The sequence below is a fragment of the Streptomyces sp. NRRL F-2580 genome, assembly GCF_000720115.1.
Taxonomy (GTDB): Bacteria; Actinomycetota; Actinomycetes; order Streptomycetales; family Streptomycetaceae; genus Streptomyces.
On record NZ_JOIR01000017.1, the window covers coordinates 85,377 to 99,960 of the forward strand.

The 14,584-nt window shown below is 71.7% G+C and carries 11 protein-coding genes; 8 read left to right on the forward strand and 3 right to left on the reverse strand.

The window, feature by feature from the left end; genetic code table 11:
- The gene (locus IF88_RS0120105; protein WP_051837206.1) at window positions 1-417 is read right to left on the reverse strand and encodes a hypothetical protein; all 417 of its coding nucleotides are present in this window, start codon (window positions 415-417) and stop codon (window positions 1-3) included.
- A 232-nt stretch (window positions 418-649) separates the two neighbouring features.
- Complete coding sequence (locus IF88_RS0120110) at window positions 650-2,176, reverse strand: ricin-type beta-trefoil lectin domain protein (protein ID WP_030713920.1); 1,527 nt, start codon at window positions 2,174-2,176, stop codon at window positions 650-652.
- Window positions 2,177-2,284: 108 nt separating this feature from the next.
- Here IF88_RS0120110 and IF88_RS0120115 point away from each other — a divergent pair, with 108 nt between their 5' ends.
- The 3 genes from IF88_RS0120115 to IF88_RS0120125 all read left to right on the forward strand — a co-directional run bounded on the left by IF88_RS0120115 (window position 2,285) and on the right by IF88_RS0120125 (window position 7,132).
- Entirely contained in the window at window positions 2,285-3,688 is a 1,404-nt protein-coding gene (locus tag IF88_RS0120115) for a class II fumarate hydratase (RefSeq protein WP_030713923.1), read from the forward strand.
- Between the two features lie 112 nt (window positions 3,689-3,800).
- Window positions 3,801-4,520, forward strand: coding sequence for a DUF402 domain-containing protein (locus IF88_RS0120120; protein WP_030713926.1), 720 nt, complete (start codon window positions 3,801-3,803; stop codon window positions 4,518-4,520).
- A gap of 572 nt (window positions 4,521-5,092) precedes the next feature.
- Window positions 5,093-7,132 (forward strand): SpoIIE family protein phosphatase, encoded by a 2,040-nt coding sequence (locus IF88_RS0120125; protein ID WP_063754820.1) that lies wholly within the window; start codon window positions 5,093-5,095, stop codon window positions 7,130-7,132.
- Between the two features lie 79 nt (window positions 7,133-7,211).
- On the opposite strand, the gene IF88_RS0120130 is transcribed toward IF88_RS0120125, so the two are convergent.
- On the reverse strand, window positions 7,212-9,497 hold the full coding sequence (locus IF88_RS0120130; protein ID WP_030713931.1) for a transglycosylase domain-containing protein: 2,286 nt from the start codon (window positions 9,495-9,497) through the stop codon (window positions 7,212-7,214).
- A gap of 232 nt (window positions 9,498-9,729) precedes the next feature.
- Here IF88_RS0120130 and IF88_RS0120135 point away from each other — a divergent pair, with 232 nt between their 5' ends.
- The 5 genes from IF88_RS0120135 (at window position 9,730) to IF88_RS0120155 (ending at window position 14,538) form a co-directional block, all read left to right on the forward strand.
- Window positions 9,730-10,638, forward strand: coding sequence for an SPFH domain-containing protein (locus tag IF88_RS0120135; RefSeq protein WP_030713934.1), 909 nt, complete (start codon window positions 9,730-9,732; stop codon window positions 10,636-10,638).
- Complete coding sequence (locus IF88_RS0120140; RefSeq protein ID WP_030713938.1) at window positions 10,635-10,868, forward strand: hypothetical protein; 234 nt, start codon at window positions 10,635-10,637, stop codon at window positions 10,866-10,868. The genes IF88_RS0120135 and IF88_RS0120140 overlap by 4 nt, the downstream gene beginning before the upstream one ends.
- A 96-nt stretch (window positions 10,869-10,964) precedes the next feature.
- On the forward strand, window positions 10,965-11,489 hold the full coding sequence (locus IF88_RS0120145; RefSeq protein WP_030713941.1) for a PadR family transcriptional regulator: 525 nt from the start codon (window positions 10,965-10,967) through the stop codon (window positions 11,487-11,489).
- Complete coding sequence (locus IF88_RS0120150; RefSeq protein WP_030713944.1) at window positions 11,486-12,175, forward strand: ABC transporter ATP-binding protein; 690 nt, start codon at window positions 11,486-11,488, stop codon at window positions 12,173-12,175. The genes IF88_RS0120145 and IF88_RS0120150 overlap by 4 nt, the downstream gene beginning before the upstream one ends.
- Window positions 12,172-14,538, forward strand: coding sequence for an ABC transporter permease (locus IF88_RS0120155; RefSeq protein ID WP_030713947.1), 2,367 nt, complete (start codon window positions 12,172-12,174; stop codon window positions 14,536-14,538). Before IF88_RS0120150 ends, IF88_RS0120155 begins: the two co-directional genes overlap by 4 nt.
- Window positions 14,539-14,584 lie beyond the last annotated feature (46 nt).

The following is a 14,584-nucleotide window of genomic DNA, read 5'->3' on the forward strand; positions in this document are numbered from 1 at the left end:
TCAGACGCCGTTCGGGTGGTAGTTCCAGGACGCGTTGTTGTTGTACGTCGCGTTGAGGTTCCGCCTCGTCTGGGGCTCGACCACGTCGTAGGGGCCCTTGTACCAGCTGTTGAAATGAACGCGAACCGCCTGGTGCGTGTAGCGACTGTCCGCCGAGGCGGCATTGTTCTTGAGCAGCTCCGTATCCCCGTTCCCGGTGCCGCGGTTGAACGTCCCCGAGAACAAGTACGCCGGGTAATTCTCGATGTGGTACATCTGCGCCAGAGCGCCCGCCTGGTTCGAGTTGTAGTACAGGCAGGCCATGTCCGGATAGCACCGGGCGGTGGGCTCCGCCTGGGCTGCGGACGGCAGCGCGAGAACCAGCGCTCCGGATGCCGCGAGCGCCGCGACGGCGACACGCATGGACTTCGTCTTCATGAAAGCGATCCCCCCTTGGATGGCACTCCTCGGGGATGGTCTGACCCCCGAAAGCGCAACAACCACAGGATCGTATGCATGGAATGCGGGATGGGCACCCCGATAAGTTATGGACGAGTCCGTTTTCGGCCATGGCTAAAGTCGCGCATAAGCCGACGCTAAAGCCGCGCATAAATACACCCGGCCGGGGTGCGCCGGCCGGGCGTGAGGTGATCGGGTCGAGCGGGGCGGTTTATGCGAAGCGCTGGTTCGCGGATCCGTTGCAGGTCTGCAGGCGCAGCGGCTCGTGTGCGGCGGCCACCGTCAGGCACATGCCCGGGGCGGCGGCGGGGCGCAGGGTGGCGCCGTCGCGGACGAACTGCTGGTTGGCGCCGCCGTGGCAGTTCCAGATGATGAGGCCGGTGCCGGAGCCGTAGTCGGCGCCGGGGGCGTCGAGGCAGCGGTCCTGGGTCAGTTCGGTGTGGACGGACTTGCGGGCGGCGTCGTACCACCAGCCCTGGTTGCGGCCGCCGTGGCAGTCCCAGCCCACGATCTTCGTCTCGTTGGCGCTGGAGCCGCCGAAGGAGTCGAGGCAGTTGCCGGTCGCCTCGTTCTTCAGGGGCTTGAACTTGTCGTCCCAGGCCCCGGCCTGCAGGACGGGCGTCCCGGTGCTCGCGGGGTCGGCGCAGGAGGCCTCGCGCAGGCCGGAGTTGTAGAGCTGGGTCAGACAGGACGCGAAGGCGCCGTGGCCCCGGTAGTTGGGGTGGAAGGACTGGCGGGCGGTGTTCTCGTCCCACGGGAAGTGGTCCCCGAGGTCGAGGTAGAGGCCGCGGGCCCAGGTGTCCTCCATGCACACCTCGTGCCCGTGGAAGAGCCGCGAGTTGTCCAGGTAGGTGGCGCCGGAGGCGAGGGCCGCCGCGCGCATGCCCTTCTCGAAGGTGGGCACCGCGTAGTTGCGGCCCCAGGTGGCGTCGGAGTCGTAGCCGGCGCAGCCGCCGGGCAGCTTGCCGGGGAAGCTCGGGTTGTCGTGGAAGTCGGGGCCGATGGGGCTGGGGTAGCCCATCACGACGAGCTTGTAGTCGGAGTCGGCGTAACCGGCGTCGCGCATGACCGTCTTGAGGTCGGCGACCGTCGCCTCGACCTTGGGCCTCAGGCCGTCGACGCGCGGCTGCCAGCCGGGCCCGTACTTGGGCTCGCAGGTGCCCTGACTGAGCACCCAGCGGGTCACGCAGTCGGTCATGACGGGGCCGAACTGCAGGTCGTCGTTGGCGCCGGCGACCAGCAGCACCATCTTGATCTTCGTGTTGCGGGCCTTGACGGCCAGGCTGTCGCTCTGCACCAGCTCGTCGGCGTACTGCTTGCTGCCCCCGATCCTGATGTTGCCGGTGTAGCCGCCGGAGCAGGCCACGTTGAAGGTGAGGTCGGCCGGGATGCCGGTGCGGTGGATCGCCGAGTCGGGCGAGCGGTGGCACTGGTTGTCCGGCGTGTTGGTAGCGGGGTCGTAGTTGCCCACGCCCTCGCCCGATATCTCGCTGTCGCCCAGTGAGACCAGGCCGGTCTTGCGCTCGTTCAGCGGGCGGATGGCGGCGTCGCCGTAGATCCTGGTGGCCTCCGCGGCGCGGATGGCCTCCAGCTCGGGCGAGAGGGGGGTGACGGCCCCGGCGGCGGTCGCCGCCTGGGCCATGGGGGTGACGGCGGTGACGCCCCCCAGGGCCGCCGCGATCGCCGCGACGGCGGCGAAGGTAGATCTGAGCATGGGTTTCGTACGTGCACGTGCCATGAACGCCTCCCCGGATGTCAGTGACACCCACGGTATTTACTGGCCGGTAGGGGAGTTGGGAACACTTCGAACAAGACAATTGCTCAAGTTTTTGAGGAGGCCAGGAAAATGACCGACCATCAGCAGACCGATGCGTTCCGGATCGAGCACGACTCCATGGGCGACGTACGGGTGCCCCGGCACGCCAAATGGCGCGCGCAGACGCAGCGCGCGGTGGAGAACTTCCCCGTGTCCGGGCAGCGGCTGGAACGCGCCCACATCGAGGCGCTCGCCCGCATCAAGGCCGCCGCCGCCGCGGTGAACGCGAAGCTCGGGGTGGTGGACCAGGACGTCGCCGACGCGATCCGGTCCGCCGCCGCCGAGGTCGCGGACGGCCGCTGGGACGACCACTTCCCCGTGGACGTCTTCCAGACCGGCTCCGGAACCTCGTCCAACATGAACGCCAACGAGGTGATCGCCACCCTCGCCACCGAGCGCCTCGGCCGGGAGGTGCACCCCAACGACCACGTCAACGCCTCACAGAGCTCCAACGACGTCTTCCCGTCGTCCATCCACATCGCCGCCACCGCCGCCGTCACCGGCGAGCTGATCCCCGCCCTGGAGCACCTCGCCGCCGCGCTGGAGCGCAAGGCCGCCGAGTTCGCGCAGGTGGTCAAGGCCGGGCGGACCCACCTGATGGACGCCACCCCGGTCACCCTGGGCCAGGAGTTCGGCGGGTACGCGGCCCAGCTCCGCTACGGCGTCGAGCGGCTGCGCGCCTGCCTCCCCCGCCTCGCCGAGCTGCCGCTGGGCGGCACCGCGGTGGGCACCGGCATCAACACCCCGCCCGGGTTCTCCGCCGCCGTGATCGCCGAGGTCGCCGCCGCCACCGGGTTGCCGCTGACCGAGGCCCGCGACCACTTCGAGGCCCAGGGGGCGCGGGACGCGCTGGTGGAGACCTCCGGGATGCTCCGCACGGTCGCCGTCTCGCTCACCAAGATCTCCAACGACCTGCGCTGGATGGCCTCCGGACCGCGCACCGGTTTGGCCGAAATCAATCTGCCCGATCTCCAGCCGGGCTCCTCGATCATGCCCGGGAAGGTCAATCCGGTGGTCCCGGAGGCCGTCCTGATGGTCGCCGCACAGGTCATGGGGAACGACGCCACCGTCGCGGTGGCGGGGGCGGCCGGCAACTTCGAGCTCAACGTGATGCTCCCCGTGATGGCCAGGAACCTCCTCGAGTCGATCCGGCTGCTGGGCAGCGCGAGCCGCCTGCTGGCTGACCGCACCGTCGACGGGATCACCGCCAACGAGGCGCGGGCCAGGGAATACGCCGAGTCCTCGCCCTCCGTGGTGACCCCGCTCAACCGCTACATCGGCTACGAGGAGGCCGCCAAGGTGGCCAAGAGGTCCCTCGCCGAGCGCAAGACGATCAGGGAGGTCGTCCTGGAGTCCGGCTACGTGGAGCGCGGCGCCCTCACCCTGGAGCAGCTCGACGAGGCCCTGGACGTGCTGCGCATGACGCATCCGTGAGACGCCGGATCCGGCCCCCGGGTGGGGGCCGGATCCGGTCGATTCCCGCCCGTCAACCCCCCAGTGACCTGCACCGCAGCGGGGGCGCGGGCCTCCGCCCTAAGATCTGCGCATGACAGGTACCTTCAAGCCGGGGAGCGGTTCGGCGCGGGAAGCGCCGCAGGGCCCCGCACAGGGCACGCGCTGGGCGCCCGGGGAACAGATCCTCTGGCGCTACCGCGACCACGCCCCGGGACTGAAGGGTCCGGTGCACATCTGCCGCCCGGTGACGGTGGTTCAGGACACCGACGAGCTGCTGGCCGTCTGGATGGCCCCGGGCACCGAGTGCGTCAAGCCGGTGCTGGCCGACGGCACCCCCGTCCACGAGGAACCGCTCGCCACCCGCTACACCGCCCCGCGGACGACCGTACGGTCGCGCTGGTTCGGCGGCGGGGTGCTGAAGCTGGCCCGGCCCGGGGACCCGTGGTCGGTGTGGCTGTTCTGGGGACACGGCTGGCAGTTCAAGAACTGGTACGTGAACCTGGAGGAGCCTCGGTCGCGCTGGGCCGGAGGGGTGGACTCCGTGGACCACTTCCTGGACATCGCCGTCTACCCGGACCGCAGCTGGAAATGGCTGGACGAGGACGAGTTCGCCCAGGCGCAGCGGTCCGGCCTGATGGACCGGCAGCAGGCGCTGCGGGTCCGGCACGCGGGGCGCGCTGCGGTCGGGGTGATCAAGGAATGGGGCGCTCCGTTCTCCGCCGGCTGGCAGGACTGGCGGCCGGATCCCGCCTGGAGGATTCCGGCCCTTCCGGAGGACTGGGACCACACCCCGGCGCATATGACCTCATGAGACCCTTGATGCGCCCCCGGGGTTCAAACGTAGGATCGTGCTCCGCGAGGTCGCGCGCGCGGGCCGGTGCGTTCGGACCGCGCATCAACAAGTGTCGTACCGCACGCGGAAGCTGACGGGAGGTCGGCGCGGGGCGAGAGCCAAAGAGGAACCTCGGGGCGATGGTGCCCGGGCCGCTGAGCGGGTATACCGCGACTGACCGAGTTGAGTGCAGCGCACATCGAGCGCAAACGGACGGAATTCCACGCGTGACGGAGTACCCCACCTCCCAGGAGGGCCCGCAGCCCGTCGCCTCCGGCGGAGGAACGGACGAGGCCGGCCACGGCAAGGCGCCCATCGCGGCCGCCGAGGCCGTACGCACGCATGCGCCGAGCGCCGACGCAGGCCATGCCGCGGAGTCGGGCGGCGGCCCGGCCGCCGCGGCCTCCGACGCGCGCTCGGCCCGCTCCGCGGCCGGCTCGGGCGGGGCCGCGGGACTCCCCCGGCCCCGGCGCAAGGCTCCCGCGCCGGGCGACTCCGGTGGCCCGGCCGCCTCGGACCCGGTCCAGGGGCCGGGCCAGGACGGCGTCCGGCTGCGGGACGGCGCGGCCGCCCGCAACGCCGCGGGCGCCGCCGCCGGGCTCGGCGAGCCCGCCGAGCCGCCCCGCCCGCGCGGTGACGGCCGGGGCGCCGCCGCCGGCGGCGAGAGCGCCCGGCCCCAGGCCGCGCCGGGAGCCGACGCCGTGCCCGGTGGGGACGGGACCGCAGGGCAGAACAGCGGGTACCGCGCCGGAGGCGAGCGCCACGGCGGCGGGAGCGGCATACCGGGAGCAGGCGCCGGAGAGGCGACCGCCGCGCGCCGCGAAGGGGACCGGCTGCGTTTCGTGGGCGCCGCCACCCGGCGGATCGCCCGCGGCATCGACCTCGACGAGATCGTGCTCGGCCTGTGCCGGGCCACCGTGCCCACCTTCTCGGACGCCATCCTCGTCTACCTGCGCGATCCGCTGCCCGTCGGCGACGAGCGGCCCGTCGGCCCGGTCGTTTTAAGGCTCCGGCGCACCGACCGGCTCCGGCCGATCGACGACCTGACGGACGTCAGCAGCACCATCGGCGCGGGCATGGACCTCGCCGGGGCCGCGGGGGCCACCGGCGAGCTCGACTTCAGCCAGCTGCCGCTGGTCGGCCCGCAGGGTGACCTGCCCGCGGCCGAGCTGTGCGAGATCCGGCCCGGCGGCGCGCTCGCCGAGGTGCTGCGCGGCGTACGGCCCGTCTTCGGGTCCTCCGCCGCCGCCCGGGCCGCGCTGCCCGAGCTGCTCGGCGTGGACCATCCGCTGCCGCGCGGCAACCGGGCCGTCCTCGCGCCGCTGCGCGGCCGCCGCCGGGTGATCGGCGCCGCCGTCTTCCTGCGCAGCCCGGAGCGCCCTGCCTTCGAGCAGAACGACCTCCTGGTCGCCGCCCAACTGGCCACGCACACCGCGCTCGGCATCGACAAGGCCGTGCTGTACGGCCGTGAGGCGTACATCGCCGACGAGCTGCAGCGCACCATGCTGCCCGACAGCCTCCCGCAGCCCACCGGGGTGCGCCTGGCCTCCCGCTACCTGCCCGCCGCCGAGACGGCGCGGGTCGGCGGCGACTGGTACGACGCCATACCGCTGCCCGGCAGCCGGGTCGCGCTCGTCGTCGGCGACGTCATGGGCCACTCCATGACCTCCGCCGCGATCATGGGCCAGCTCCGCACCACGGCGCAGACCCTCGCGCAGCTGGACCTGCCGCCCGCCGAGGTCCTGCACCACCTGGACGAGCAGGCGCAGCGCCTGGGCTCCGACCGCATGGCCACCTGCCTGTACGCCGTCTACGACCCGGTGGCGCACCGGATCACCATCGCCAATGCCGGCCACCCGCCGCCGGTGCTGCTGCACCTGGGCGGCCGCGCCGAGGTGCTCCGCGTACCGCCCGGCGCGCCCATCGGCGTCGGCGGCGTGGACTTCGAGGCCGTGGAGCTGGACGCGCCCGCCGGGGCAACGCTGCTGCTCTACACCGACGGTCTGGTGGAGTCGCGCCTGCGGGACGTCTGGACCGGCATCGAGCAGCTGCGCGAGCGGCTGGCCACCACCGCCCAGCTGACCGGCCTGGACCATCCGCCGCCGCTGGAGGCCCTGTGCGACGACGTGCTGGACATGCTCGGCCCGGGTGACCGGGACGACGACATCGCGCTGCTCGCGGCCCGGTTCGACGGAATCGCGCCCAGTGACGTCGCGTATTGGTTCCTCGACCCGGAGGAGACCGCTCCCGGCCGGGCCCGGCGGTTCGCCCGCCGTGCCCTGACCCGGTGGGGCCTGGAGGAGCTGAGCGACTCGCTGGAGCTGCTGGTGAGCGAGGTGGTCACCAACGCCGTCCGGTACGCGGAGCGGCCCGTGACCCTGCGCCTGCTGCGTACGGACGTACTGCGCTGCGAGGTCGGCGACGACTCCCCGCAGCTGCCCCGCCAGCGCCGGGCGCGGGACACCGACGAGGGCGGCCGCGGCCTGTTCCTGGTCAACCGGATGGCCCGCCGCTGGGGTGCGACCCGCCTGAGCAGCGGAAAGGTGGTCTGGTTCGAGCTCGCGTTGCCGGGGGCGAACGACCGGAACTGACCGGTCGGCGCACCGGTCTCCTCCTGGCCTCACGAAAAACCGCCGCCCCGCAGCCCGAAGGCTGCGGGGCGGCGGTGTGTCAGCGTCCCTCGTTCCCGCCGAACAGCGGCGGGTCCGGCGGCTTGGGGCCGCCGGTCTTGGTCGGCGTCGTCGTCGGCGTCGCCGGCGGCGTCGTGGCGCTCTTCGTCGGCGTGGGCGGCGTACTGGGGGTCACCGGCGTCGTCGGGGACTGCGCCGGGCTGCTGCTGGAGGCCGGCGGGCTGGAGGACTGGCTCGTCGTGGGCGACGGCGACGTGCTGCGGGACGGCGCCTGGGTGGGGCCCATGTCAGCGTCCGACACGTCGAACTCGCCGGTGTCCACGCCCTTGAGCGCGGCCAGCGTGTACGCCTTCCAGATCGAGGCGGGGAAGCTGGAACCGCCCGCGCGTCCCAGGCCGGCGGTGCCGGTCAGGGTGACCTGGGTGTGGGTGCCCGGCTCCTCGCCGAACATCGCCACGACGGTGACCAGTTCGGGTGTGTACCCGGTGAACCAGGCGGAGAAGTTCGACTCACTGGTACCGGTCTTGCCGGCCGCCTCGTAGGAGCGGCTCCTGACCTTGTTGCCGGAGCCGCCCTCGTCGTTGACCACGCCCGCGAGCACCTTGGTGACGGTGTCGGCGGTCTTGCGGCTGATGGCCTGACTGCCGATGGCCTGCTGGGGCGTGAACTCGCGTTCCTTGTGCTCGGCGCTCTTGATGATCGTCGGCGTGACCTTCTTGCCGTGGTTGTCGAAGCTGGCGTAGACCGCGGCCATCTCCACGGTGCTCGCGGTCATCGTGCCGAGCGCCATGGCCGGCCTGTCCTCGGGCCAGCCCTCGACGCGGTCCACCATGCCGAGTGCGAGGGCCGTCTTCTTCACGTTCTGCGGCTTCACGTCCACGATCATCTGCGCGTAGACGGAGTTCACCGAGAAGTCGGTCGCCTGCTGGACCGTCATCAGGGGGGTGCCGTAGTTCAGGTTGTCCTGGTTCTGCGGGTTGAACGGGATCTTGCTGCCGACGACCTGGCGCTTGCTGGTGCCGTCGTAGAGCGAGTTCGGCGTGATCGGCTTGCCGTCCTGGGTCTTCGACCCGTTCTCCAGGGCGGAGGCGAGCACGATCGGCTTGAAGGTCGAGCCCGGCTGGTAGTCCTTGCGCAGGGCGTTGCTCTCGGACTTCTCCGTCAGGCCCTGGCCGCCGTACATGGCGACGATCGCTCCGGTCTTCGCGTCGACGGAGGTCGCGCCTGCCTGGACGCTCTGGTCCTGGGGGCGGCCCTTGGGGTCCTTGCGGTCGAGCTTGGACTCCAGCTCGTCGTCGACGGCCTTCTCCAGCGCCGCCTGCTTCGCCTTGTCGACGTTGAGCGTGATGCTCCAGCCGCCGGCCGCAATCTCGGCGTCCTCGATGTGCTGCTTGTTCAGCTCGTCGTTGGCGGCCTGGACCAGGTAGCCCTTCTGGCCGTCCATGCCCGGGCGGGGCTTGGGCTTGATCGGCGGCGGGAGGGTCATGGTCTTGCGCTTGGCCGGGTCCAGCTTGCCCATCTCGACCATGTTGTCGAGGACGGCGTTGAAGCGGATGTTGACCAGCCGGGTGCCGTTCGGGCCGGCCGTCGCCAGGTCGTACTGGCTGGGGGCCTGGATGACGGCGGCGAGGTAGGCGCCCTGCTCCAGCGTGAGCTTGTCGACGTCGACCCCGTAGAAGGCCTGGGCCGCGGCCTGGATCCCGTACGCGTTGCGGCCGTAGAAGTTCGTGTTCAGGTAGCCGACGAGGACGTCGTCCTTCTCCATGCGCTGGTCGACCTTGAGGGAGATCACCAGCTCCCGGAGCTTGCGCGTCGCCGACTGGTCCTGCGTCAGGTAGTAGTTCTTGACGTACTGCTGGGTGATCGTCGAGCCACCGGCCTTGCCCTTGCCGGTGACCGTGTTGAACAGGCCCCGGGCCACGCCCATGACGTCGATGCCGCGGTCGCTGTAGAAGGACTTGTTCTCGATCGCGATGAAGGCGGTGCGGACGTCCTCGGGGATCTTGTCGATCGGCACGATCTCGCGGTTCGTGTCACCGGTGCGGGCCATGATCGAGCCGTCGGAGTACCGGTAGGTGTTGCTCTGGAGCGTGGCCTGCTTGTTGGGGTCGCTGGGTTCGTCCACCGAGAAGTAGAGGACGATCGCCGCGGCCATGAGGAGGAGGATGCCCCCGAGGAACGTCCCGAGGATCTTCTTCCACGTGAAGAAGCGACGTATGCCGCTGCGTTTGCCGGCGCCGCCCTCGCCCTTGCCGCCGCCTGCGCGTCTGCTCGGCGCACGCCCCGCACCGCGCTGCTGCGCCTTACGCACTTCTGCTCGGCCCATCGCTCCCGCTCCGCTCGATTACCCCCCCGACGTCAGCTCAGAAAGCTAACACCGCAGGCTGTGACAAAGGATGGTCAACCGTGACCAATACCGGTCAATTCGGACGTGAGAATCAGCACCCACATCACTGGAACCGACGCTCACCTAAGCCGAAGGGTTGCCGCAACGCAAAAAAGTGATATCACTTTGCTAGGCGGTCCGAGCGGCCGTGACCAGAGAAACGGGGCAAAAGATGACGAACCAAATCGCCAACCCGGACGGGGTACGGGAGTTCACCGCGCGCAGCGTGGGCGGCGGTCTGGCCCTACTCCTCGGCCTGGCAGGCCTGTTGGCGGGCGGCGGCCTCATCGCGGCGGGCGCGGTGGCGACGGCCGTCGCGGCCAAGGCGGCGCTCATCGCCCTCGGCGTGCTCACGATCCTCGGCTCCGTGACAGCGATGAGCGGCCTGAACACGGTGGCGCCGGGCGAGGCCCGGGTCGTGCAGCTGTTCGGCCGCTACCGGGGCACGATCCGCACCGACGGACTGCGCTGGGTCAACCCGCTCACCTCGCGCGAGAAGATCTCCACCCGGGTGCGCAACCACGAGACGGCCGTCCTGAAGGTCAACGACGCCTACGGCAACCCGATCGAGCTGGCGGCGGTCGTCGTGTGGCGCGTCGAGGACACCGCGCGGGCCACCTTCGAGGTCGAGGACTTCACGGAGTTCGTCGAGACCCAGACCGAGGCGGCGGTCCGGCACATCGCCATCGAGTACCCCTACGACTCCCACGACGAGGGCGGCCTGTCGCTGCGCGGGAACGCCGAGGAGATCACGGAGAAGCTGGCGGTCGAACTGCACGCGCGCGTCGAGGCGGCCGGGGTGCACATCATCGAGTCCCGCTTCACGCATCTCGCGTACGCTCCGGAGATCGCCTCCGCGATGCTCCAGCGCCAGCAGGCGGGCGCCGTCGTGGCGGCCCGCAAGCAGATCGTGGAGGGCGCGGTGGGCATGGTCGAGCTCGCCCTGACCCGCCTGGCGGAGGAGGACATCGTGGACCTGGACCCGGAGCGCAAGGCCGCCATGGTCTCGAACCTGATGGTCGTCCTCTGCGGCGACCGCGCGGCCCAGCCGGTGGTCAACACGGGAACCCTCTACCAGTGACCCCCGGCGGCGAGCAGAGCCCGGCGGGCCGGCAGGCGCGCAAGCAGGTGCTGCTGCGGCTCGATCCGCAGGTGTACGAGGCGCTGGCCCGCTGGGCCGGCGAGGAGCTGCGCAGCGCGAACGCGCAGATCGAGTTCCTGCTCCGCCGCGCCCTCGCCGAGGCCGGCCGCCTCCCCTCCAGCCCCGGCCCCATCCCCCGCCGCGGGCGCCCCCCGAAGTCCACGGACTGACCGCGCACCGGGGCCGGACCGCTCTCCCCGCGGTCCGGCCCCTTCTTTCCCGCCCTCTATACACTGCGCGTATACACACGGTGTAGAGTCGCGGCCATGTCCATCGGTCACACGCTCCTGGGCCTCCTTGAGGCCGGCCCGCGCCACGGCTACGACCTCAAGCGCGCCTTCGACGAGAAGTTCGGCCACGACCGCCCCCTCGCCTACGGGCAGGTCTACTCGACCATGTCCCGCCTCCTGAAGAACGGCCTCGTCGAGGTCGACGGCGTGGAGAGCGGCGGCGGTCCCGAACGCAAGCGGTACGCCATCACCGACGCCGGCATCACCGACGTCGAGGCCTGGCTCTCCCAACCCGAGAAGCCCGAGCCCTACCTCCACTCGACCCTCTACACCAAGGTCGTCCTCGCCCTGCTCACCGGCCGCCGCGCCGACGAGCTGCTGGACACCCAGCGCGCCGAGCACCTGCGCCTCATGCGCATCCTCACCCAGCGCAAGCGCAAGGGCGACATGGCCGACCAGCTCGTCTGCGACCACGCCCTCTTCCACCTGGAGGCGGACCTGCGGTGGCTGGAGCTCACCGCGGCCCGCCTCGACCAGCTCGCGCGGGAGGTCCGCCGATGATGCCCCCGGCCGGATCCCTCCTCGCCGCGACGGACCTGCGCAAGGCGTTCGGGACCACCAAGGCCCTCGACGGCGCCGAGTTCTCCATCCACCCCGGCGAGGTCGTCGCCGTCATGGGCCCCTCCGGCTCCGGCAAGTCGACGCTGCTGCACTGCCTCGCGGGCATCGTCCCTCCCGATGCCGGCTCCATCACCTACGCCGGCCGCGAGCTCACCACCATGAACGACGCCGAGCGCAGCGAGCTGCGCCGCACCGAGTTCGGCTTCGTCTTCCAGTTCGGCCAGCTCGTACCGGAGTTGACCTGCGTGGAGAACGTCGCCCTGCCGCTGCGCCTGACCGGCGTCAAGCGCAAGGAGGCCGAACGCACCGCCCTGCACTGGATGGAGCAGCTCCAGGTGGAGGACCTCGGGGCCAAGCGGCCCGGCGAGATATCCGGCGGCCAGGGGCAGCGCGTGGCCGTCGCCCGCGCCCTGGTGACCCGCCCGCGGGTGATCTTCGCCGACGAGCCCACCGGGGCCCTCGACTCCCTCAACGGCGAACTCGTCATGCAGCTGCTCACGGAGGCCGCCCGGTCCGCGAACACCGCCGTCGTGCTCGTCACGCACGAGACGCGCGTGGCCGCCTACTCCGACCGTGAGATCGTCGTGCGCGACGGGAAGTCCCGCGACATGGAGCGGATCGTATGAGCCGGCTCCGGGTCTGGGCCCGCGATCTCGGCATGGGCACCCGCTTCGCCTTCGGCGGCGGCCGCGAGGGATGGATCCGCACCCTGCTCACCGGTGTCGGTGTCGGTCTCGGCGTCGCGCTGCTGCTGATCAGCACCGCGATCCCAGGCGCCCTCGCCGCGCGGTACGAGCGCGGCGACGCACGGTCGACGATGAGCTCCGAGCGGGCCGACGCCCCCGGGCCCGACACCCTGCTGATCGCCCGCATCGGGCAGACGTACCACCACAAGGACATCGAGGGGCACGTGGTGCGGGCCGAGGGCCCGGACGCCCCGCTGCCGCCCGGTCTGGAGCGGATCCCCGGCCCGGGCGAGATGGCCCTCTCCCCCGCCCTCGACGCGTTGCTGAAGTCCTCCGACGGCGCCCTGCTGCGCGAGCGGCTCGACGCGCGGGTCAGTGAGATCGTCGGCGACCCGGGGCTGGTCGGCCCCGGCGAACTCCTCTTCTACCTGGGCAGCGACACCCTCCGGAAGAACGGCCCCGAGGACTACCGCGTCGAGCGCGTCACCGGCTTCGGCTACGACGCGCAGCGCGACGGCCTCGACCCCGTGCTCATGCTGATGGTCGTGCTGACGTTCGTCGCCCTGCTGATGCCCGTCGCCGTGTTCATCGCCACCGCCGTCCGCTTCGGCGGGGAGCGGCGCGACCGGCGGCTCGCCGCGCTGCGGCTGGTCGGCGCGGACAGCAGGATGGTGCGCCGGATCGCGGCCGGCGAGGCACTGGCCGGCTCCCTGGTCGGACTGGTGCTGGGCACCGGCTTCTTCGCCGTCGGCCGCTCCCTGGTCGGCAGCATCAGCCTCCGGCAGCGCAGCGTCTTCCCCGCCGACCTCGACCCGGCGCCCTGGCTCGCCGTCCTGGTCGCCCTCGCGGTGCCCGCGGCGGCGGTGGCCGTCACGCTGTTCGCGCTGCGCGGTGTGGTCATCGAGCCGCTGGGCGTCGTCCGTACGGCCAAGCCCGCGCGGCGGGGGATCTGGTGGCGGCTGCTGCTCCCGCTGGTCGGGCTCGGCCTGCTCGTGCCCATGGGCGGCCGCGGCAACGACCACGGCCGGTTCAACCAGTGGCAGGTCTCCGGAGGGGTGGTGCTGCTGCTGGTCGGGATCACCGTGCTGCTCCCCTGGCTGCTGGAACGTTTCGTCGCGAAGATGTCCGCCGGCCCGGTCTCCTGGCAGCTGGCCGTGCGCCGGCTCCAGGTCAACAGCGGCGCCGCGGCCCGCCTCGTCAACGGCATCGCCGTGGCCGTCGCGGGCGCCATCGCCCTCCAGATGCTCTTCGCGAGCGTCGAGGGCGACTACACCAAGTCCACCGGCCAGGACCCCGGCAGGGCCGCCGTAGCGGTCATGGTGAACCGCGAGTCGCAGACGCGCATGGACGACCTCGCGCAGCGGATCTCCGCCGTGCAGGGCGTCACCCGCGCCGTCCCCCTGACCTCCGCTCAGGCCGCCCACCGGGTGCCCGCGGAGGAGACGGTCCAAGTGACCATCGGCACCTGCGACGCACTGGGCGAGGTCGCGACGCTCGACTCCTGCGAGGAGGGCGACTCCTTCGTCCTGACCGGCTCCCCCTCGGAGGCCGTCTACGGGGCCACGGCGAAGCCCGGCGACGAGGTGTTCGTCGGGAACGTCCGGGGGTACGGGGACGGGGTCGGATCCGACTCCGGGACGGCCGACCGGCCCGCTCCGGCGAAGTGGAAGGTCCCCGCGGACGCCCGTACGGTCCCCAGCCGGGAGGACCCCACCGGGCAGCTGCGCAGCGGCCTGCTGGTGACCCCGTCGGCGGCGCCGAAGGAGATCGGCGACTTCCCGGACACGCGGATCTTCGTCCAGGTCGACGAATCCGGGGACGACGCCCTGGACCGCGCGCGCAACGCCGTCTTCAAGGCGGACCCGTTCGTCACGGCGATGACGCTGCGGGACACCACCCAGGCCGCCGGCTACTCCTCGATCCGCACGGGGTTGTTCTTCGGCGCCACCGCCGTGCTGGTCCTGATCGGCGGAAGCCTGCTCGTCTCCCAGCTGGAGCAGTTGCGCGAGCGCCGGCGGCTGCTCTCGTCCCTGGTCGCCTTCGGCACCAAGCGCTCCACGCTGAGCCTGTCGGTGCTGTGGCAGACGGCCGTGCCGATCGCGCTGGGTCTGGTGCTGGCCACCGGGGCGGGCGTGGGGCTGGGCACCGTCCTGATGAGCATGGCCGCCACGCCGGTCCGGATCGACTGGGCGTCGGTGCTCGGGATGACCGCGGCCGGCGCGGGCGTGGTGGTCGTGGTGACCCTGCTCAGCCTGCCGCCGCTGCTGCGCCTGATGCGCCCGGACGGCCTGCGCACGGAGTGAGCGCCGCACTGCGCGAAGCCGTACGCCCGTTCCCCGCGACGCCCCC